This window comes from Mesorhizobium ciceri biovar biserrulae WSM1271, assembly GCF_000185905.1.
GTDB lineage: Bacteria > Pseudomonadota > Alphaproteobacteria > Rhizobiales > Rhizobiaceae > Mesorhizobium > Mesorhizobium ciceri.
This window is the reverse complement of the sequence record NC_014918.1, coordinates 188,473-209,871: the sequence shown is the minus strand read 5'-3', so window position 1 is coordinate 209,871 and position 21,399 is coordinate 188,473. Positions and strand designations below refer to the sequence as shown.

Below are 21,399 nucleotides of genomic sequence, written 5' to 3'. Positions count from 1 at the left end.
CCGCGCAAGCCGGGCTGCCGCGTCCAATCCACATTAGTTAGGAAACTTTACAAACTATCTTTCCAGACGGCAAGAACTATGATTTGATAATCGTCGTAAAAAGCGCATCAAGCGCGATTGGGAGATTGCAACATGAGCAGGAGAAGGATTGGGCTGGCCCTCGCGGCCGCGTCTTTCGCATGGGGATTGGCAGCCAGCGTGGCGCATGCCACCGACATCTCGTTCTGGACCTGGCGCCAGGAAGACAAGGCCGCCTACAACGAACTTTTCGCCGATTTCACCAAGGCCAACCCGGACATCCATGTGAAGTTCGAGTCCTTCCCGGACGAGAACTATCCGACGATCGTCTCGACGGCCCTGGCCGCCGGCAAGGGTGGCGACGTCATCCACACCCACGCCTATGGCTGGCTCGAGCAGTTCGTGAAGGCCGGCTATTTCGAGCCGCAGGATCTGACCACGGTGCCTTCACTCGCTAACCAGCCCGCCGATGCGCTGGTGGCCGGCACCTACCGCGCCGACAAGAAGGTCTATTCCCTGCCCTTCGCCTCGCAGACGCTCGGCCTGTTCATCAACAAGGACGTCTTCGCCAAGACCGGGTTGACCCCGCCGACCACATGGGATGAGTTCATAACGGTCAGCAAGGCGCTGAAGGACAAGGGTATTTATCCCCTCGCCAACGGCATGGGCACAAGCTGGTTCAACGAGATGTTCGTCGCCATCTTCACCAACCCGTTCCTCGGCCAGGATTTTGTCAGCGACCTGACGTCGGGCAAGACCACCTTCAAGGACCCGCGCTATGTCGCAGCACTCGGCAAGCTGCTCGAATTGCGCGACTACATGCCTCCCGGTTTCGAAGGCATCGACTACGACACCGCGGGCCAGCTGTTCATCAGCGGCAAGGCGGCGATGCTGGCCGGCGGCAGCTTCGACATCGCCAGCTACCGCACCCAGAACCCTGCCATCAACATGGACTTCGTCGCCCCGCCCATGGCCAAGGCCGGCGACACCCCGCAGGCGACCAAGTTCTTCGACGGGGGCTATGCCGTCAACGCCAAGTCGGCCAACAAGGAAGCCGCGCTCAAGCTGGTCAACTGGATGGGTACCAAGGAGTTCGGCGACAAGTTCTCCGCGCTGCTCGGCAACATCTCGCCGATCAAGGGCGTCGTCATCAAGGACGAGCTTCTCGCCCATGTCGCCAAGTTGAACGAAACCGCCATGCCGCATATCAATGTCGTCTACTTCCGTTTCGAGAAGCCGACGGGATCGGAGCTGCTGCAGGGCGACATCACCAAGATGATGTCGGGTTCGATCACCCCGGACCAGCTGGCCGCCGACCTGACCAGCGGCCTCGCCAAATGGTACAAGCCTTTCCAGGGCAAGTGACATGAACATCGGCCGGCGCCACACCACAAAAGCCTTTCCGTGGCGCCGGTCACTTTGGATCGCGTCCCTGCTGACACCGGCCCTGGTGGTCATGGTGCTGTTCGTGCTCTGGCCGCTGCTCTCAGCCTTCCGCCTTGCCTTCTATGAGTTCAACGGCTTGCAGCCGATCGGATTCATCGGCTTCGAAAATTTCCGCAAGGTGCTGTTTGAACAGCCCTATAGCGACTGGACCTTCAACGCGCTGAAGCACAACATCATCGCCTTCGTGGCGCTGATGGTGTTCGAGAACGGCACCGCCTTCCTGCTCGCCTATGCCTTGCTGAAGGCACTGCCCGGCCACCGCATCCACCAGGTCATCGTCTTTCTTCCCGTCGTGCTGTCGGCGGTCATCGTCGGCTTCCTGTGGAAACTGTTCCTGCACCCGCTGTTCGGTCTGGTGAACCAGACGCTGGCGCTGGTCGGCATCGGTGCCATTCCGTGGCTCGGCAATGAACACACAGCACTCGGCAGCGTCCTGTTCGCCAATGTCTGGCACTGGCTGGGTTTCCCGACCCTGGTGCTTTTGGCCGGCATGCAGCGCGTCAGCAAGGAAGTCATCGAGGCCGCCCGTCTCGACGGCGCCGGCGACTATGTGCTGATGACCAGGATTATCTGGCCGCTGATTGCGCCGAGCGTCACCATCGTCACCATCCTGACTTTCATAGGCAGCTTCAACTGGTTCGAAATCCCCTACGTCATGGCTGGCCTCACCGGTTCGCCCGGCGGCGCCACCGACGTGCTCGGCCTCTATTTCTACCGCACCGCCTTCGGTTCGACGACGACCGGCATCCAGGATTTCGGCCAGGGCAGCGCACTGGCCGTGATGATGTTCATCATCGTCGCCGGCGTCACGGCAATCGCGCTTCGCTACCTGCGCCGTCGCGAGATCGAGCTGTGAGCGCAGCTGTTGGCACCAGGGAAACAGGCGAGCTGTTGAAGAACGGCGCCATCCAGCTGATGCTGGCGATCAACGCCGTCATCATGATCTATCCGCTGTTCGTCATGGTGATGTCGTCCTTCAAGACCAATGCCGAGATCTTCAGCTCTCCCTTCGCCTTGCCGGCGCACTTCTCGCTGGCCAATGCCGAGCGGGTGTGGAGCGAAACCAACTTCGTGCGCTACCTCGCCAACTCCGTCGGCGTCACCATGGCCGCGGTGGCGCTCATCCTTCTGTTCAGCACCATGGCCGCCTATGCGATTGCCCGCTACCAGTTCAGGCTGAGCGCGCTGGTGCTGATGTTTTTCCTCAGCGGCATGACGGTGCCGCTCAAACTGGCGATCATTCCGCTGTTCATCCAGCTGGATTCGCTTGGGCTGGTCGACAGCTATGCCGGCCTGGTGCTGGTCTATGTCGCCATGGGCATTCCCTCAGCGGTGTTCATCATGACCGGCTTCCTCCGGACCTTGCCGCGCGAACTGGAAGAGTCCGCACGCATGGACGGCGCCAGCGAATTTCGCATCATGCGCTCGATCATGCTGCCGCTGGCGCGGCCGGCGCTGGTCATCGTCGCCATCCAGAACGCCGTTCCGATCTGGAACGACTTCTTCTTCCCGCTGGTGCTGATCACGTCGGACAATCTCAAGACGCTGCCGCAGGGCCTCACCGTCTTCGTCGGCGAGTTCACCACCGACTGGGGCGTGCTGTTCACCGGACTGACACTGGCAGCGCTGCCGATCACCCTGCTCTACATCGTGCTGTCGAAGCAGTTCATCTCCGGCATCACCCAAGGCGCAGTGAAATAAGGCGCGGTCAAATAGCCCGCTCAAACTGACGAGGTTTCTTTCAAGTGGCGAACCAGAACAAGATCATCATCACCTGCGCGATTACCGGCTCGATCCACACGCCGTCCATGTCGCCGCATCTGCCGGTGAGCGCGCAAGAGATCGCCGACGCCGCGATCGGCGCGGCCGAGGCCGGTGCGGCCATCGTCCATCTGCATGCGCGCAACCCCGCCGACGGCCGGCCCGACCAGTCGACCGAGGCGTTTGCGCCCTTCCTGAAGGTGATCAAGCAACGCTCGGACTGCGTCATCAACATCACCACAGGCGGTGCCGCCACAATGAGCGTCGAGGAACGGGTCAAGCCGGCGGCGACCTTTGCGCCGGAAGTTGCATCGCTCAACATGGGCTCGATGAATTTCGGCCTCTACCCAATGCTGGAGCGCTTCAAGACCTTCGAGCATGAGTGGGAACGCCCCTATCTCGAAGGCTCGCGCGACCGCATCTTCCGCAACACCTTTGGCGACATCGAGCACATCCTGCGCACCTGCGCGCAAAACGGCACGCGTTTCGAGATCGAGTGCTACGACATCGGCCACCTCTACACGCTCGCGCACTTCGTCGAGCGCGGCCTGGTCAAGGCGCCGTTCTTTGTCCAGAGCGTGTTCGGCATACTGGGCGGCATCGACACCCATCCGGAGGATGTCGCGCATATGAGGCGCACCGCCGACCGGCTGTTTGGACAGGACTACCACTGGTCGGTGCTGGGCGCCGGCCGCAGCCAGCTGCCGATCGCCACCCAGGCCATCGCGCTCGGCGGCAATGTGCGCGTCGGGCTGGAGGACTCGCTCTGGATCGGCAAGGGCCAGCTGGCGAAATCCAACGCCGAGCAGGTGCTCAAGGTGCGCCAGATCATCGAGGGGCTTGGCGCCTCGGTCGCCACCCCTGACGAGGCGCGGCAGATCTTGCAGCTCAAGGGCGGCGACAAGGTCTCTTTCTAAGGAAAACACCAATGAGTGCGCTCACCATATCAGGTGTCGAGAAGGCCTATGGCAAGGCCAAGGTCATCCACGGCGTGTCCGTCGACATCGCGTCGGGCGAATTCGTCATCCTGGTTGGCCCGTCCGGTTGCGGCAAGTCGACCTTGCTCAGGATGATCGCCGGCCTGGAAGACATCAGCGCCGGCGAGATCGCGCTCGAAGGCAAGGTTATCAACGATGTCGCGCCGAAATCGCGCGATATCGCCATGGTCTTCCAGAACTATGCGCTCTACCCGCACATGACGGTGCGTGAGAACATGGCCTTCGCACTGACGCTGAAGAAGATCGATAAAAGCGAGATCGACGCCAAGATTGCGCGTGCCGCGACGATCCTCGGACTGCAGGACTTGCTGGATCGTTATCCGCGCCAGCTTTCCGGCGGGCAGCGCCAGCGTGTCGCCATGGGCCGCGCTATCGTGCGCGACCCGAAGGTCTTTCTGTTCGACGAGCCACTCTCCAACCTCGACGCCAAGCTGCGCGTGCAGATGCGCGCCGAAATCAAGGCGCTGCACCAGCGCCTGGGAACCACCATCGTCTACGTCACCCACGACCAGGTCGAAGCCATGACTATGGCCGACAAGATCGTCGTCATGAATGGCGGCATCGTCGAACAGGTCGGCGCCCCGCTCGATCTCTACGACCGGCCGGCCAATCTGTTCGTTGCCCAGTTCATCGGCTCGCCGTCGATGAACATCCTGGACGGCCGCACCACTACGGACGGTTTTGTCGCCAGCGACGGCACGGTATTTCCGCTGCCTGCGTTGGGACAGGGCGAAAGTGGGCTTGCCTGGGGCATCCGGCCCGAACATCTCAAGCTCTCAGACAGCGGCGTGCCGGCGGTGGTCGAAGTGGTCGAGCCGACCGGCGCGGAAACCCTTGTCATGGCCAAAGCCGGCAACAACACGCTGAGCGCGTTGCTGCGCGAGCGGATTTCCGTGATGCCGGGCCAGAAGGTTTTCCTGGCGCCGGACCTCACCCAGTTGCATCTGTTCAACGCCAAGGGTCAGCGCATTATGCGGGTGCGGAACGCATCAAGGGTTATTCGGCAGATGAAATAATCGGCAGGCACTTTTCGCAATTCTATACTCTCGAGGACGTGAGCGAGGCAGTCCGCAAAGTGCCCTGGAGATCGCCGCCCGTGAAGGGCGAGTTAAGCGCGAAGGCTGGCGTATACGCAAAGACGGCACTGCGTTCTGGTCCCACGTGGTCATCGACGCCATTCGGCACGAGGATGGCGAACTCCTGGGGTTCGCGAAGATCACACGCGACATTACGGAGCGGAAGAAGGCGCAGGAGTCCTTGGATCAGGCCCGTGAGGCCCTTTTCCATTCACAAAAAATGGATGCGGTCGGCAAGCTGACGGGCGGCGTCGCCCACGATTTCAACAATTTGCTGATGGCGATTCTGGGAAGTCTCGAGCTGCTCCGCAAACGACTTCCCGACGATCCACAATTGCTGCGTCTTCTCGACAACGCGGTGCTCGGGGCGCGACGGGGAGCGTCCTTGACGCAGCGCATGCTGGCTTTTGCCTGGTGGCAGCAACTCGATCCAAAGCCTGTCGACCTAATTGGCCTAATCCAGGGAATGAGAGAATTGCTGGAGCGGTCGCTTGGCTCAAGGGCGATCATAGAGACGAAATTTCCGCTCTCGCTCGATCATGTAATGATCGATGAAAGTCAGATCGAACTTGCCTTGCTCAACCTGTGTGTCAACGCCAGTGACGCCATGCCTGGCGGCGGAACGATCGTCATCTCCACTCGGATGGAACAGGTCGGCGAAAGCAATGGTGCTGGCTTGGCTCCCGGCCATTATGTCTGCCTCTCGGTAGCCGACAGTGGCGAAGGAATGGACGAAGAAACACTAGCTCGGGCGACAGAACCGTTCTTCACCACAAAAGGCGTAGGCAAAGGCACGGGTCTCGGTCTGTCTATGGTCCATGGGATGACAGAACAAATGGGCGGGCGCCTGACGCTTAGGAGCCGCAAGGGAGCAGGAACGACGGCGGAACTGTGGCTGCCGGTGGCCACCGCGAGCTCGGAAGTCGCGCGCGGGCCGGATGTTCTTGCCGAGGAAGCCACTGGCAGTGGATGACGATGCGCTGGTCCTTTTGAATACCGCGGCAATGCTCGAGGATCTCGGCCATACTGTCGCGGAGGCGCATTCTGCGGCGGCAGCCCTCAGGTTGCTGGAGGAGCAGCCGTTCGACCTCGTCATAACGGATCATGCTATGCCGAAGATGACGGGCCTGCAGCTATCGAATACGATCAAAGTCCAGTGGCCGAACGTACCCGTCATTATAGCAACGGGCTACGCCGAACTCCCGGGGACTCGCGACATCAAAATTCTCAGCAAGCCATTCACGGAAAAGGAGCTAGCGAGCGCGATAACATCTGTTCGCTTTATTTGGGCCGCCGGCCCGGCCAATGTTCCGTCGAGCCAAACGAAATACCGTCGCTCACGGTTGCTTGACTCCGGCCTGACTGCAACAATATCCCGACTGTGGCGCTCTGGCCTTGCACGATCGCCATCGCGGCGGGTTGATCCATTTACCTGGGGTCTACCGCCAGCCGCGCAACCTTGCATAATGCGGGCAAACTCACTTCCAACTGCAGAGTTGCACTATGATGCCAATCTACATCGGGTACGACCCACGCGAAGCCCGAGTCCTCGAGGTGGCGCGATGGAGCGCCTTCCGCCGGACAAGCACGCCGTTGCAGATCCACCCACTGGTGCTCAAAGACCTTGAAGCCCAAGGAATCATGAAGCGACCGATGGAGGTACGTGACGGTAGGCTCTGGTGCCCGATCTCCGAGGCACCGATGGCGACCGAGTTTGCCATATCGCGCTTTGCCGTTCCGTTTATGCGGCAAGGCGGCTGGGCCATGTTCTGCGATTGTGACGTTCTTTTTCTGCAGGATCCCGTCAAGCTGCTCGACCTGGTCGATCCTTCCTACGCGATCATGGCGGTTAAGCACCGGCAACGCGAGTCTGAAGCCGTCAAGATGGACGGACAAACGCAGACGTTCTATCGGCGCAAGAACTGGTCGTCGGTCGTTTTGTGGAATCTAGACCATCCCGCCAACAAACGACTGACGAACGAAATGCTTAATACGTGGCCCGGACGTGACCTCCACGCCTTCAAATGGCTCGAGGATCATGAGATCGGGGAGTTGCCTCTGGCATGGAACTACCTCGTAGGGGCGTCGGCTTCCGAACTCGACCCCGCCGAGGTGTCGCTGGCGCACTACACGCTCGGCGGTCCCTGGTTTGCCGGTTGGTCGGGCGCCACACAATGGGACGAATTGTGGAGCCGAGAAGAAAGCATTCTGCGTGCGTTTGAGGAAAATGCGGTTCAGATCCCCGCATGAAACCTCCGCTTTCGGATCTCTTGCCCGTGCTCTCAAAGCCCATCCTCCGCTTGCCCAGGCTCACGGGTCCCGTCTTGGTCATGGGATCGGCGCCGAATTTTCGCCTCCCGTACGGACATGATGCCGGTTGGGCGCTTGTAACCGTCAACGCTTCCCAGATTTTGGCGGAAACCTTTGGCCTCGCCGCTCCTGATATGGCGCTGATGCGTCGCGGCATTCTGGTTGGCCAAGGTGAGCAGGACTTCTACAAGCGTGACTTGCTAAAAGGACGGCAGGCAAAGCATCTGATCGTCCCGATCTGGCCTGACGTGGAGGACAAGCTGAAAGCCGGCTGTCGCACCTTCGATTATCGTTACGACACCTTGCAGGCGCTTACCAGGTGGCAGCTTGCCAACATCGTCTGGCGGCTTAGCGGCAAATTTCACGTATCCCGCGGCTGGCACCGGAACATCTCCACGGGGGCTTTCGCTGTCATGCTTGCGCGTTTCGCCGGCTTCGCTCCGGTTGTGGTCAGCGGGTTTTCCCTGTCTCAGGCCGGGCATGGATACGATAGCCGAAACGCCTTCCGATATCATGCCGACGAAGATGCGGATTTGCTTCGGCGGGTGGCGAGAAGAGGCGAGCCCATCTACGCGGAAGATAGAGACTTCGCCAGAGAAAGCGGATTGCCGCTTTGGCAGGGACAGACGCCATGACCACGGCATCCGCAGACCGACAGGCCCCGGTTCCGCTCCTCCCAGGCAGCGAGCGCTGCGTGGGATTGCCTTTTTGTTTGTGGAACAAACGAGAGGTGCATGGGTCGGAGGTTCCAAGGCTGCCGATCCATCGATCACCACAAGCGGCACATGAGCTCTCTTGGACGTTTGTGCGCGCCAAATGACCAACATCCTGCCCCATCGTTTTGACGTGCTGAATATCTCGATGGCTGATCGGCTGGCTGTCAAATCCATTCTGGTTATCCAGGCGAAGTACATCGGGGACGTCATTCTGACCTCGGCGCTTATGCGAAATCTGCGCGTCGCCTACCCACACGCCATCATGGCCATGCTTTGCGCTCCTGGCCTGCGAGACTTGGTGGTCAGCCAGGGTATCGCAGACATAGCCATCGGATTCGACCCTCGAGGTGGTGGTAGAAGCCTAACCAGGCGCTTGAAGGAATATTCAAGCTTGGTCGCTGAGCTCCGCCGCCGAAAATTCGAACTCACCATCGATCTGACCGACTCGAAGACATCGAGGATAATACACAAGCTGATCGGCGCCCCAATGCGCGTCGGATACGATCCCCCCGAAGTGCCTCTAAAATCTTGGGAAAGTCAGCCTGCCAATATATTTGCTGAAACCTTCGGCCAGGGAGGCGCGCATTACCTGTACCGATATCTTTCGCCGCTGAGAGCGCTCGGGATAACGTCGAGTGAAGTGACACCGAGGCTTGAGCCCACATCCATCGGACGAGGCGCTTCGACCCAGATTCTGGCTCAGAGCAATCTGAATGCAAAAGCTTTCGTCGCGGTGCACGCCGGAGCAAGGTTCGAAGGGCGGTGCTGGCAACCTGAACGGTTCGCCGCAGTGATCGATGAGGTTTATGAAACGACGGGCCTGCGGTCACTGCTGATTGGCGGACCTGACGAGAGCGCAATCGCGCAACGTATCCTGAATGTGGCGGTCTCCCCGTTGGCAAGCGTTGTTGGCAAAGCCTCGCTTGAGACACTAACAGCATTGCTTGCGGACGCGTTTATCTTCCTGGGAAACGAGAGCGGCCCAATGCACTTGGCCGCATCGGTCGGAACTCCAGTTGTGGGCCTCTACGGGCTCACTCCCCCAGATGTCTGGGGGCCAGTTGGCGTGCCTTACCGCACGGTTGAGCCGCCATTGCCTTGCCAGTGTGTTGCTCCCCATTTGTGCAAACCCAACAACCCGGGCGGCGTCTACTGCGTGCACCGATTGCCCGTTGCCAAGGTCGCTCAAGCAACACATGAGTTGATAGAGGCGGTGAGACAACAGGGGAATGCATCCGTCAATTCACCTTCTCCCGGCGGCGACGCGCTGATCCTCCCATCGGCTCAGGATCGGAGCCGGTTGCAGTAATGACCTCGGCATCGGCTGTCCGGGTCCTTGGCAAGATCGTCCTGCAACGCTCTCATCGGCTCGCGCTTTTGCATGCGCCGCGGCTCGCCCGGGAGGCGCGACGAGACGGGGCCGCCAAGGCGGCTTAATCAGAGTCAACGGGCCGCCCGTCGACTACTCCAAGGTTGACATGGAAGGCCCGTCGATTTAAGTTCGCGTTAGTGGCCACTAACGCGAACTACTGGACTGCGCTCGGAGATTCGACGAGACGAACGATCTTCGAACTGTTGCTCGAACAGCCTTGTTCGGTCAGCGGACTTGCTCGTGCGCTGCCTGTAACCAGACCAGCGGTTTCTCAGCACCTGAAGGTACTCAAGGAGGCCGGGCTTGTTGCCGACACGCGCTCGGGCAAGGAAAGCATATATCGTATCGATCCCGGCGGCCTGGCAAGTCTGCGCGCGGAAGTCGATCAGTTCTGGAGCAAGACCCTGGCGGGCTACAAACTAGCCGTCGAGCCTCCAAAGAAGGACCAGGTATGAGCAAGCATCCTGCTACCGAGCCTGTAAGGCACTCCGTCGTCGTCGAGGCATCTATGGCGCGTGCCTTCAAGGTCTTCACCGAGGATTTCGGCAGGTTCAAACCTCGCGAGCACAATCTTCTCAAAGTGCCCATTGCTGAGACGATCTTTGAAGCCTGGGTTGGGGGGCACGTTTACGATCGCGGCGTCGACGGCAGCGAGTGTCGCTGGGCTCGTGTATTGACTTACGATCCGCCGAGCCGGCTGGTTCTGAGTTGGGATATCAACCCGCGGTGGCAGATTGAGACCGACCTGAACAAGACCAGCGAATGGGAAGTCCGGTTCACGGCGGAGACGGAGAACCGGACCAGGGTTGAGATCGAGCACAGGAATTTCGAGCGCCACGGCGAAGGCTGGGAGAGCGTGCGCGGTGGGGTCGATAGCGATCAAGGCTGGCCGCTGTACCTGCAGCGGTTCCACGATCTTTTCACCGGTCGGGCGCCCTGACGCCGTGCCGCGATAGCCAAGGACCAGATGCCGAACGGCACGTTCCGCCAAGTCGCATTGCAGGTTCATGACGGTACAAGCGCGCCGCTGTTTGTGGTAAAAGCGACGTTCGAGCTAATCCGCAACGAGCCTTATCCCGATCAGCAAGTGGGAGCCTAACCATCTTGCTGTTGAAAGCGCCCGACGCTTCCAGATGCGAGCGACGGCACGGGTGGAAGACTTGCGTTCCACCATAGCGGAGACCGTCCGCGTTATCGCTGAATAACTGACCCACTACCCTTACCGCCATTGGCTACGGCAAAATGTCTGTATCAGTGCTTCAGTATCTGGCTGAGAAACAGCTTGGTGCGATCGTGCTGAGGATTGCCGAAGAAGCTGTCCGGCTTGCCTTCCTCGACTATCTGGCCGGCATCCATCAAGATGACGCGGTCGGCCACCGCCCGTGCAAAGCCCATTTCATGAGTGACGCAAACCATAGTCATGCCGTCGCGCGCTAGCCCGGTCATCGTATCGAGCACTTCCGACACCATTTCCGGATCGAGTGCCGATGTCGGCTCATCGAACAGCATTACCGCCGGCTCCATGCACAGGCTTCGCGCAATGGCGACGCGCTGCTGCTGGCCGCCCGACAGCTGGACCGGGAATTTGTTCGCCTGTTCGGGAATGCGCACGCGCTCCAGGAACTGCAGCGCGGTCTTGCGTGCCTCGGCGGCGGAAACGCCCTTGACCCACATCGGCCCGGCCATGCAGTTCATCAGCACGGTCAGATGCGGAAACAGGTTGAAGTGCTGGAACACCATGCCGACATTGCTGCGCACGTCGGCGACGTTCTTCATCTTTGGGTGAAGATGGATGCCGTTGACGGCGATGTCGCCCTCCTGGTGCGATTCAAGGCGATTGAAGCAGCGGATCAGTGTCGACTTTCCGGAGCCGGACGGACCACAGATGACGATGCGTTCGCCTTTGTGGACCGTCAGATTGATGTCCTTCAGGGCATGGAACTGGCCGTACCATTTGGAGACGGCTCTGGCTTCAATGATGGTTTCAGCGCTCATCGCACCTTGCTCCGGGCATAGTGCCGTTCGATGCGGGACTGGATCAGCTCGAGGCAGATCGACAGCATCCAGTAGATGAGAGATGCCGAAATCAGCATTTCCATGTGCTGGAAGGTCTTCTGGCCCAGCGTGCGGGCAAGGAACATCAGTTCCCAGACGCCGATGACCGAGACCAGCGAACTGTCCTTGAGCATGGAAATGAACTGGTTGCCGGTCGGCGGAATGATGACCGGAAGCGCCTGCGGGAGTATGATCCGGCGCATGGTCAGCGAAAAGCCAAAACCCATCGAGCGCGATGCTTCCCATTGACCACGGTCGATGCTCTGGATTCCCGATCGGAAAATTTCGGTCATGTAGGCGCCGTAGCACAGCGAGAGCGCCAGGATGCCGGCGGGAACCGCACCGACCACGAAGCCCAGTTGCGGCAGGCCGAGATAGATCAGATAGACCTGCATCAGGAGCGGCAGGCCGCGAAAGAACGAAGTGTAGAAGCTTGCGATGGCGTAGGCGAAGCCGTTGGTGGAGAGCTTGGCTACGGCACCCAGTATGGCGATCAGGGAGGCGATGATGATGGAGATGGCCGAGACGTAGAGCGTGGTCACCACGCCCTGGGAAATCAGGAATGGCAGCTTTTCCCGGATGAAGGGCAGGCTGAGATGAAAGGTCGCGAAGAAGGCCAGGAAGAGCAGCAGCAGTTCGAACCAGACGATGGCGATCTGGACACGCAGCGAGGCGAAGCCGATCAGGACGACATTGAGGACGAACAGAAGCGCGATCACGAAGGCGATGGCAAACCGACCATAGAGGCCGCTCTGCGACGGTTCGCCGATGACCGGGCGCATCAATTCGCCGAAGCTCGTCGACGTCAGGTTGAAGGCGAGGAAGATCGCAAAGACGACGCCGAACATCGTCGCCACAAACCACGGCTTGTGCACGAGGACTTCAGCTTCGACGGTATCGGGGTAGAGCATAGCCTGTCCCTTCGAATGGTCGGCGGCCCGCACAGGCGAGCCGCCAGCGAACGTCGGAACTACTTTACGACCGAGTAGTCGACCCCGTACCATTTCCTGGAGAGCGTGCTCAGCGTGCCGTCGCCTTTCATGGCCTTCACGGCATCGGCGATTCTGGCCGAGAATTCCGGGTCACCGTGTTCGATTGCGACAGCCAGGGGCTCATAAAACACCGGATCGCCGATCTGCCTGATCGGATAACCGGCTTTCACGGCATCGACGATGCTGGGCTGCGACGAGACGACGGCATCGAGCCGAACGCCGTCACCGACCCGCAGATCGTCGAAAGCGGTGGTGGAGTTCTCGTAGGAGTGCACTTCCTTCGGGTTGAGCTTGTATTCGAATGGCGGCGCACCGGCCGCGTCGAGCGTCAGATCCTTCTTGGCATAGGCTTCGAAGGTCGATGTCGTCGTCGCGCCGACAACCTTGCCATTTAGATCGCTCAACGATTTGGCCTTGCTGTCCTTGTGAACCGCAACCGCTGCTGGCGTGTAGTAGTAGACAGCGGGAAAATCGAAGATCTCGGCGCGCTTCTTCGTCGGCGTCATCGAACCGACATGCATGTCCCAGCGGCCGACCCAGTTGCCGGCGGTGATGATGTCCCAGCCCGGCGTCACGAACTCGACCTTGACGCCGATGCGCTTGCCGATCTCCTTGGCGACATCGATGTCGAAGCCGTCCAGCTCGTTGCTGGCATTGAGGAAGGACTGCGGCGCCCAGTTGGCGTCAGTTGCGACCTTGAGAGTTCCGGCCGCCACGACACGGTCCAGCACCGCGCCGGCCTGAGCCGGAAGCGTCGTCAATGTCAGGGCAAGCGAAGCCGCCAATGTCGCCAATTTCAGAGATGTTTTCATGTGCACCGTTCCCCTTGTTGTTGTTGCTATTTTAGAAATGAGACTGCCGTCGCCGTCTTCCGGCGAGGCAGAGGAGGTTTGCCGCGCCGATTGCTCGGAACGAAGGTAAGCCGACGGTCGCGAAACGCTTGTCATGGCGTGTCGGCCTTTGCTTCGTCGCGCACCGCACGCGCGACACGGAAGGCCTCGACACCTGCCGGAACGCCGCAATAGACCGCGATCTGGATCAGGGCCGCCCGCAGCTCGTCGTCGCCAAGCCCGTTGCGCATCGCACCTCGAAAATGCACGCCGAATTCATGCATGCGCCCCAGTGCCGCAAGCATGCCGAGATTGAGCAGGCTGCGCTGCTTGAGATCGAGCGCGGCGTCAGTCCAGCATGTGCCCCAGCAATACTCGTTGAGCATGTCCTGGAGGGGCCTGGAGAAGTCGTCGGCATTGCCGATTGCGCGGTCGACATAGTCGTCGCCCAGTACTTTGCGGCGGACTGCCTCGCCGGCTTTCTGCAATTTTCTATCCATGGCTGGTCGCCCCTGCCCGTCGTGAGTGGTCATTCAGGAAATCCGCAATCAGGCCAGCGACCGGCCCGGGCGCTTCGATCAGGATCGAATGCCGCAACCCCGGCAGGATCTCGAGCCGCGAGCCGCGGATCTGCTCGTGCATATGACGCGCCATGCGCGGGTTGGATCCCTGGTCGTCCTCCCCCGTCACGATCAGTGTCGACGACCTGATCTGGTCGAGGATGCCGCCGAAATCTGTCTCGGCCAGAACCCGGTAAGCGGCGGCGTAGCACGCAGGATCGTTCTCGGCGTCGCGCCGATGCAGCTCGGCGATCACATCCGGGTTGCGCTCCTGAAACTCCTCGGTCAGCCACCGCGAGAGCGACGCGGCATGGTGCGCACTCGGCTGGCTGGCGGTCAAAGCGGCGAGACGACGCAGAACCGCCTGCCGTTCTTCCGGCAAGCGCCCGGCGACGGTCGCCAGCAGCACCAGCTTTTGAAGCCGATCGGGATGGGTCAGTGCCAGGCGCTGGGCTATAAGGCCGCCCAGCGAGAAGCCGGCAAGATGAAAGCGCGCAAAGCCAGCATGATCGGCCAGCGCCAGCGTATCGCCGACGAAGTCATCAATTTCGTAGCGTCCCTTGATGCGCGCCGACCCGCCATGGCCACGTAGATCAAATGTGAGCACGGTGAACTGATCCGGCAGGCGAGCGACGACGCCGCTCCACGCTTCCAGATAGGAGCCGACGCCATGGATGCAGACCAGCTTCTGTGGCCCGTTCCCGTCGACACGATAGTTGAGCGCCACATCGCCGTGAACGAAGGAACCGGTCGCCATCGCCATCAGTGCCCCACCGCGACAGCCCTGGTGCGATCCCGCGTGGCGAAGTGCGGCATGACCTCATCGACGAACAGCCTGATCGTCTTCTTCTGCAGCTCGAACGGCAGGTTGAAGGTGAGTCCCAGGCAGTACTGGTCGACGCCCGCGGCCTCATAATCCTCGAGCTTCTCGATGATCTCGCCTGGGGTGCCAAACATCAGGTTCTTGCGGATGCTCTCTGGATTGTAGTTGTCCTTGCCCTTGACGCTTTCATAAGGCACAGCCTCGGGGAAACCGTTCTTTACCGTGCCGATGTTCTGGAAGAGGTTCTCGAAGGAGCGCCCGTAGTCGATGGCGTGGCGGACCGCGACTTCCCAGTCCTCCGGGCGATCGTAGATGCAGGTGCGGCGTTGCATCATCAGGCGTGGGCGCGGCACTTCCGGATGGTCGGCGACCGCCTTGCGAAATTTTTCGCCGAGCACGGCAATCTCGGCCGCGGGCGCTGAAAGCGGCGTCGACAGGATGTTGGCACCGATGCCTACCGCCCAGTCGAATGTGCCAGGGTCACGTGCCGCCACCCAGATCGGCGGATGCGGCTTCTGCAATGGCTTGGGCACGCCCGCGGCCAGCGGAAACTTCCAATAGTGGCCGTCATGGGCATAGTCATGGGCCCACAGTTTCTTCACCGCCGGCACCAGTTCCTTGAGGTAGGCGACGCCCTCCTGCTGTGGCATGCCGCCGGCCATGCGGTCGAACTCGTATTGATAGGAGCCACGGGCTATGCCGAACTCCAGCCTGCCGCCGGTCAGGTGATCGCAAAGGGCGGCTTCGCCAGCCAGTCGGATCGGGCTCCAGTACGGCGCCACCAGCGTCGAGGTGCCAAGCCGGATCTGCTGCGTGTGCTGCGCCAGCCAGGTCAGGGTCATCAACGGATTGGGCGAGATGGTGCACTCGATCGTATGATGCTCTGCCGTCCACAGCGTCTCGAAGCCGCCCGCGTCGGCCATCTGCGCCAGCTCGAGCAGATTGCTCTTCACCTTCGACATCGGCATGTCGGGCGAGAAGCGCTCCATGGTCAGCGACACTGCAAATTTCATTTCTGTTGTCCCGTCCTTTGTGGTCGGTGTGGGTGATGCTCAGCGCAGGCGGATGACAAATGGGTCCTGCATGAGCCCGGAATAATCGATCATGATGTTCTTCAGCCGCGAGAACTCCTCCATCACGTCGAAGCCTCCCCTGCGGCCATAGCCGCTTTCCTTGAAGCCGCCATTGGCCGACATGAACGACGAGGCGCGATAGGTGTTGATCCAGACGGTTCCGGCATCGACATTGCGGGCAAAGCGCAGCGCGCGGTCGATGTCCTTGGTCCAGATGCCGGAGGACAGTCCGTAGCGCGTGTCATTGGCGAGCGCGGTCATCTCCTCTTCCGACGAGAAAGGAACCACGCCGACAACCGGACCAAAGATCTCCTCCTGCATGAAGTCCATGTCGTTGCGGGCGTCGACCATGACGGTCGGCTCGAAATACCAGCCTTCCGCGAGCTCGGCCGATTGCGGTCTGCGGCCACCGGCCGCGATCCTCGCCCCCTGATGGACGCCCGAGGCGACGTAGCTTTCAACTTTGGCAAGTTGTGCCGACAGCGCCAGCGGACCCATGTCGGTATCGTCATTCAGGGGGTGGCCCACCCTGACCCGCCTGGCGCGCTCGACCAGCGCGTCGACGAAACGGTCATAGATACTGGCCTCGACGAAGCAGCGCGATCCGGCAACGCAGCTCTGGCCGGCGGCGGCGAAGATGCCGGAGACGACGCCGTCGACGGCATGGTCCATGTCGACATCGGCAAAGACGACCTGAGGCGATTTCCCGCCAAGCTCCATCTGGCACGAAACCAGGTTCGCCGCAGCATTTGCGGCAATGCGCCGGCCGGTGGCCGTGCTGCCAGTGAAGACGATCTTGGCGATGTCGGGATGACGCGTCAGCGCGTCGCCGGCGCTGGTGCCGGTGCCGGTCACGACATTGACGACGCCGGCGGGGAAGCCGGCTTCCATGATCAGTTCGGCCAGCGCCAACGTCGAGGCGGTGGCGTGTTCGGACGGCTTGATGACAACGGTGTTACCGATGGCAAGGCACGGGGCCAAGGTGCCGGTGAGCAGCATCAGCGGCGAGTTCCACGGCGTGATCATGCCGACGACGCCAAGCGGCTCGCGCATGTTGAAGTTCAGCATGTCAAGCTTGTTGACGGGGATGGTGTCGCCCAGCAGCTTGTCGGCCATCCCGGCGAAATAGCTGTAGGAATCTGGCATGGCGCGCATCTGCGCCCGCATCTCCTTGAGCAGCTTGCCATTGTCGCGTGTCTCGATCAGCGCCAGCTCGTCGGCATGTTCGAACACCAGTTCCGCCAGGCGATAGACGAGCTTGCCGCGGTCGGTCTGGGTCATGCGGCGCCAAGCCGGATCGGCAAAGGCTGCTCGCGCAGAGGCCACAGCGGCATCGACATCGGATGCGTCGGCCTCGGCCAGTTCATACCAGGACCTGGCGGTCGTTGGATCGTAGCTTGGAATATATTGCCCGCCTTTCGGTGCGACGAAACCGCCGCCGATGAACAGCTGCTGGTGGGAATTCTCGATCGATTTGACTGACGTCTTCATGGCTGTTCCTGTTCGGCGTCCTTGGGGCTTTGCATCCATGGCTTCGAACCGCCATCAATGCTGGCGAGACGCCCGCCATCGCCCGAATCCATGTAGATGCTGAAGCGCTCGTCGTGCCGCTCGCGGCTGTAGCGGCGCAGCAGCGCGCGGATTTCGCGCGCCGGAATGTCTTCGTAGGGAAGGTCCGCCAGCGGAAAGAACTTGAATCCCGCGGGCAATGTGAGGGCGGCGGAAGCGCCGGAGAGCCGGGCGCGATAGATGAGGTAGCCGGGATCGCTGTCGGCGACATCGAAGACGGAATAAAGAAACGTCTCATCCGGAAGCAGCGTCAGTGCGTCGCCGCCTTCGAGCTTGAGTTCGTTTTCCGCCTTGCGGCTCTTGGCGCTGGGCAGCACCCAGCCGCCCTTGCCGTCGGCGCGCAACAGGATGTTGCCTTCGGCTTCGATCAAATAGCCGACGATCATCGAGTGGGAAGCAAGCCAGCCCGGTGGCAGTGGATCCTTCACCGAGGCATAGCGTCCGCGGCAAAAGCCGAGCGGTGCCGACGGACTGGTGCCAAACGCCTGCACGGCGCCGATGAGAACGACATGGTCGCCGGCATCGACGCGGTTGTGCACGGTGCAGTCGAACCAGGTCAGGCATTCGTTGAGGATTGGCGCCCCGGTGTGGACACGGTCATGGCTGATCGAGCCGAACTTGTCGTGCGCCTTCGAGGCGAAGACCGCCGAGACGTCAGTCTGCCCCTCATGCAAAAGATTGACCGCGAAGGAGTCGGACGCGTTGAACGCGGCATAGCTGGCAGCGGCCTTGCCGACGCAAACCAGAAGCAGCGGCGGATCAAGCGAGACCGACGTAAAGGAGTTGGCCGTCATGCCGCGCGGCGTGCCATCGGCGTCGCGGGTGGTGATGACTGTGACGCCGGTCACGAAGGTTCCGAATGCCCTTCTCAGTGCAATCGGATCGATCGTTGGCTGTGGAGTCGTCAGCATCTGGCCTCGTGTTCCCTCTTCGTATTGCGCGAGACGTTAGCCGCTGACCTGCAGCCGTTCTTCCTCCTGTTGATAGGAACAGTAGGCAGAGAGGCTGCTGTGTTTGCGAGCAAGGATCGCGGACAACAACGCAAACGGCAGGGAAGATACCCAAGCTGGAAACAGTCCGCACGGCGGAGGCTGGAACGATGCTATTTTTCGACCGAATCGCGGTTGTCGATGACCTCGCGCAAGCGGATGGCGAGCTCGAAAGCAAAGCGCCGCTCAGGGGTATCGAGATCGACACCGAACAGTTCCTGGATGCGCGCCAGCCGGTACCGCAAGGTGGTCACGTGCAGCCCCATCGCATCAGCGCAGGCCTGGCTGCGGCAGCCTTCGCGCAGATAAGAGAACAACGTCTCCATATAGGGGGTGCCGTGCTGGCGATCGTGATCGGCGATGGCGCCGACACTGTCCTGCACGAAGCTCCGCACATCCTCCACCTCGGCGGCCGCGATCAGCATCGGCAGCGGGCCGAAATCCTGGCTGGCAAAGACGCCGGTCCGGCCGAACGAGCGTCCGATACGGATCATGCGCCGGCAGCGATCCCATGCCGGGGGATAGTCCGCAAGTTTGGTGCAGAGACCGGAAAGAACGACGAACGGTTCCTGGCCGAATTGGCGCCCCAGTTCCTCGGCAACCTTGCGCAGCAGCTTGGCGATACGGTTCCTGTCTTCGCCCAGCTCAGCCGGGATCAGGCAGACGAGGCCATTGTCGACGACGATGATGTCAGCCGCGACCGAGTTCTGCTGCAGCAACCGGATCACCGCATGATGCGGATCGACCAGACGTCCGGCGCTGCTTTGGGCGGCTTCAGGCAGATCGATGAGGATCATCTGCTTTGGTGATGCCAGCCCTACGCCAAGCCGCTGCGCCCGCTGCATTACATCGGCGGGGTCGTGCCAGCGATGCTCGACCACCTCCATGAACAACTCCGTCAGCGTGCGTGTCTCGAATCGGAAGCGGATGAAGCTGCGCATCATCTGGACGCTGAGCGCGAATTTGGCACTGTCGAGCAGGAGCAGGTCGAGCTGGCTGAAGGGCTCCTGCATGGTGAAGATGACCATTGCCCCGACAGCCTCGGCATCAACGCTCAACGGTTCGATCTTCGCGGTGAGACGCAGACGGCGCATGCCGTCGTCGAGGAAGAATGTATGAGCCTCGCTGTGCGGCTGATCCACCGCCGACCGCGCGACCTTCATGATCTGCCGGTGCAGGCTGGTGCTGGCGGCAAGCTGCCAGGCCGCGTCGTCGAAATGCTTCTCGCTCGGTGAGCGGCTGGCGACGATCAGGTTGGCGGTGAAATCGACCACGACGACGGGGTTGGGCACAAGTGCTGCGATCCTGCCTGCAAGCGAAGGCATCGAGCTTTCGGCCAAGGCCTGCTGCAGCAGCGACGTGTGTGCCTGGAGCGCCTGCTGGAGCCGTTCCGATGCACGCTTCTCCTCGCGCAGCTTGTGCTGTTTCTCGACAGCGATTTCACCGAGATGGACGATCATCCCGATGAAGGCGAGATCGTCGGCGCTGACGTCCATGATCTCTCGCGAGATGACGCTGAGCACCATCGGCCTTCCGGCCTCGTCGACGCAACTCATCGGCATTACCAGAACGCTGCGGTAGTCGCGTTCGAAAGCCTCTATGCGATAGCCAGGAAACTCCTCCGAGACCCGGGCATCCCTGATATAGACGGCCTCGTTGCGTTGCAGGGCGACGATCGACGGACTGGTGGCGAGTTCCCAGCGGTCGGGGAGCGACCGCTGGATCAAGGTCGGGTCATGGCGAACGATCACGTAAGCATGGCCATGCGGTGCGTCGATGCTCATGATCGACCCCATCGTCCATCCGGCATGCCGGCAGGCGGCCAGCACCAGATCACGCAACACCGTGCTGAGATCGCCGCCTGAGTTGATCAGGCTGGCGGCGTCGCGTAACGACAGGATTTGCGACTGATGGTTCACTGGTGCGACTGTTCCGGCTGACCGATCTGTTCCTGTTGGCACTGCGAGCGCCGATATAAGCAATTCGCGGCCGAGTGAAGCTACACGTCTTCCGAGAGCGAGACATCCGGTTTTTCCTCTGAAGCAGAGGAAGACGCGTGGTGCGCGCCTTCCTAGCCTGGCCCTTTCGAGTTTGGGCAGGAAGGACCGTTGGCGCGAATGGAAATCAGGAAAGTCTGCACCTTCATCGACGAGGTTCTGATCGAGGGCGGCAAGGTCGCTGGCAAACCGGTCACATCGATCGTCGTCGCCGCCGTGTTGAAGAACCCGTGGATGGGACGGGGCTTCGTCGAAAACCTTCGCCCCGAGATCATCGACATCGCCCCCAGGCTCGGCGCCGAACTGACCCGACGGCTGATTGCACTGATGCCGACGGCGGAGATCGAATCCTACGGCAAGGCTGCGGCTGTCGGCCTCAATGGCGAGATCGAACATGCCTCGGCACTGATCCACACGCTGCGCTTTGGCAATCTGTTCCGCGATGCCGTCGGCGGCACCACCTATCTCGAATTCTGCAACACTAGAAATGCCGCGGGGGCGTTGTTGTCACTGCCAATGATGCACAAGAGCGAGAACGGGAGGCGCTCGCATTTCATCACCGCGAACTTCCAGATCGCCGATGCACCGGGTGCCGATGAAGTGCTGGTTGCCATTGGTGCAGCCAACGGCGGACGCGTTCACGCCAGGATTGCCGACAGGTTCCAGGATATAGCGGAAATGGACGCGGAAAACGGCTCCTCCTGATAATCGGAGTCGTGTCAGGTCGTAGACCGACCAGCCTTTGTCCTGTCTTTCAAGCGCGCCACTGCGGGATATTGGCTGCGAAAGGCCTTCTACAAACCGGGGTGGCTTC

General features: G+C 61.0%; 20 protein-coding genes and 1 pseudogene. 12 read left to right on the top strand and 9 right to left on the bottom strand.

Annotated features, from left to right (window positions below; all coding sequences use genetic code 11):
• The first annotated feature begins 132 nt into the window (after positions 1–132).
• The 11 genes and pseudogenes from MESCI_RS31210 to MESCI_RS31160 all read left to right on the top strand — a co-directional run bounded on the left by MESCI_RS31210 (position 133) and on the right by MESCI_RS31160 (position 10,637).
• A complete protein-coding gene (locus tag MESCI_RS31210; RefSeq protein WP_013525207.1) occupies positions 133–1,383 on the top strand; it encodes an extracellular solute-binding protein in 1,251 nt (416 codons plus the stop codon).
• A gap of 1 nt (position 1,384) precedes the next feature.
• Positions 1,385–2,320 (top strand): carbohydrate ABC transporter permease, encoded by a 936-nt coding sequence (locus tag MESCI_RS31205; RefSeq protein WP_013525206.1) that lies wholly within the window; start codon positions 1,385–1,387, stop codon positions 2,318–2,320.
• Positions 2,317–3,165 (top strand): carbohydrate ABC transporter permease, encoded by an 849-nt coding sequence (locus MESCI_RS31200; protein WP_013525205.1) that lies wholly within the window; start codon positions 2,317–2,319, stop codon positions 3,163–3,165. Before MESCI_RS31205 ends, MESCI_RS31200 begins: the two co-directional genes overlap by 4 nt.
• Before the next feature lie 44 nt (positions 3,166–3,209).
• Positions 3,210–4,142: a 3,5-dioxohexanoate:acetyl-CoA acetone transferase gene (gene kce, locus MESCI_RS31195; RefSeq protein WP_013525204.1), complete on the top strand. Its 933-nt coding sequence runs from the start codon at positions 3,210–3,212 to the stop codon at positions 4,140–4,142.
• An 11-nt stretch (positions 4,143–4,153) separates the two neighbouring features.
• Entirely contained in the window at positions 4,154–5,239 is a 1,086-nt protein-coding gene (locus tag MESCI_RS31190) for an ABC transporter ATP-binding protein (protein ID WP_013525203.1), read from the top strand.
• Positions 5,200–6,582 (top strand): annotated as a pseudogene (locus MESCI_RS31185) (ATP-binding protein); the annotation flags it as partial. The gene MESCI_RS31190 and the pseudogene MESCI_RS31185, both read left to right, overlap by 40 nt.
• 220 nt (positions 6,583–6,802) lie before the next feature.
• Complete coding sequence (locus tag MESCI_RS31180; RefSeq protein WP_013525202.1) at positions 6,803–7,549, top strand: hypothetical protein; 747 nt, start codon at positions 6,803–6,805, stop codon at positions 7,547–7,549.
• Between the two features lie 80 nt (positions 7,550–7,629).
• On the top strand, positions 7,630–8,244 hold the full coding sequence (locus MESCI_RS31175; RefSeq protein WP_245268673.1) for a hypothetical protein: 615 nt from the start codon (positions 7,630–7,632) through the stop codon (positions 8,242–8,244).
• Positions 8,245–8,425: 181 nt separating this feature from the next.
• Positions 8,426–9,634 (top strand): glycosyltransferase family 9 protein, encoded by a 1,209-nt coding sequence (locus MESCI_RS31170; RefSeq protein ID WP_013525200.1) that lies wholly within the window; start codon positions 8,426–8,428, stop codon positions 9,632–9,634.
• A 200-nt stretch (positions 9,635–9,834) separates the two neighbouring features.
• A complete protein-coding gene (locus MESCI_RS31165) occupies positions 9,835–10,152 on the top strand; it encodes an ArsR/SmtB family transcription factor (RefSeq protein WP_063170682.1) in 318 nt (105 codons plus the stop codon).
• Complete coding sequence (locus MESCI_RS31160; protein ID WP_013525198.1) at positions 10,149–10,637, top strand: SRPBCC family protein; 489 nt, start codon at positions 10,149–10,151, stop codon at positions 10,635–10,637. Before MESCI_RS31165 ends, MESCI_RS31160 begins: the two co-directional genes overlap by 4 nt.
• 311 nt (positions 10,638–10,948) lie before the next feature.
• Here the strand turns inward: MESCI_RS31160 and MESCI_RS31155 are convergent, their stop codons facing one another.
• The 9 genes from MESCI_RS31155 to MESCI_RS31115 form a co-directional block, all read right to left on the bottom strand.
• Positions 10,949–11,692, bottom strand: coding sequence for an amino acid ABC transporter ATP-binding protein (locus MESCI_RS31155; RefSeq protein ID WP_013525196.1), 744 nt, complete (start codon positions 11,690–11,692; stop codon positions 10,949–10,951).
• Positions 11,689–12,663: an amino acid ABC transporter permease gene (locus MESCI_RS31150; protein ID WP_013525195.1), complete on the bottom strand. Its 975-nt coding sequence runs from the start codon at positions 12,661–12,663 to the stop codon at positions 11,689–11,691. The genes MESCI_RS31155 and MESCI_RS31150 overlap by 4 nt, the downstream gene beginning before the upstream one ends.
• Before the next feature lie 59 nt (positions 12,664–12,722).
• Entirely contained in the window at positions 12,723–13,556 is an 834-nt protein-coding gene (locus MESCI_RS31145; RefSeq protein ID WP_013525194.1) for a transporter substrate-binding domain-containing protein, read from the bottom strand.
• A 131-nt stretch (positions 13,557–13,687) separates the two neighbouring features.
• Positions 13,688–14,074 carry a carboxymuconolactone decarboxylase family protein gene (locus tag MESCI_RS31140; RefSeq protein ID WP_013525193.1) on the bottom strand — a complete coding sequence of 129 codons (387 nt, stop codon included), beginning with the start codon at positions 14,072–14,074 and terminating at the stop codon, positions 13,688–13,690.
• Positions 14,067–14,897 carry an alpha/beta fold hydrolase gene (locus MESCI_RS31135; RefSeq protein ID WP_013525192.1) on the bottom strand — a complete coding sequence of 277 codons (831 nt, stop codon included), beginning with the start codon at positions 14,895–14,897 and terminating at the stop codon, positions 14,067–14,069. Before MESCI_RS31135 ends, MESCI_RS31140 begins: the two co-directional genes overlap by 8 nt.
• A complete protein-coding gene (locus MESCI_RS31130; protein ID WP_013525191.1) occupies positions 14,897–15,970 on the bottom strand; it encodes an LLM class flavin-dependent oxidoreductase in 1,074 nt (357 codons plus the stop codon). The genes MESCI_RS31135 and MESCI_RS31130 overlap by 1 nt, the downstream gene beginning before the upstream one ends.
• A gap of 39 nt (positions 15,971–16,009) precedes the next feature.
• Positions 16,010–17,521 (bottom strand): aldehyde dehydrogenase, encoded by a 1,512-nt coding sequence (locus MESCI_RS31125; protein WP_013525190.1) that lies wholly within the window; start codon positions 17,519–17,521, stop codon positions 16,010–16,012.
• Positions 17,518–18,510, bottom strand: coding sequence for a flavin reductase (locus tag MESCI_RS31120; protein ID WP_013525189.1), 993 nt, complete (start codon positions 18,508–18,510; stop codon positions 17,518–17,520). The genes MESCI_RS31125 and MESCI_RS31120 overlap by 4 nt, the downstream gene beginning before the upstream one ends.
• Before the next feature lie 191 nt (positions 18,511–18,701).
• A complete protein-coding gene (locus MESCI_RS31115) occupies positions 18,702–20,507 on the bottom strand; it encodes a helix-turn-helix domain-containing protein (RefSeq protein ID WP_013525188.1) in 1,806 nt (601 codons plus the stop codon).
• Positions 20,508–20,705: 198 nt separating this feature from the next.
• Here MESCI_RS31115 and MESCI_RS31110 point away from each other — a divergent pair, with 198 nt between their 5' ends.
• A complete protein-coding gene (locus MESCI_RS31110; protein WP_013525187.1) occupies positions 20,706–21,290 on the top strand; it encodes an amino acid synthesis family protein in 585 nt (194 codons plus the stop codon).
• The last annotated feature ends 109 nt before the right edge of the window (positions 21,291–21,399 follow it).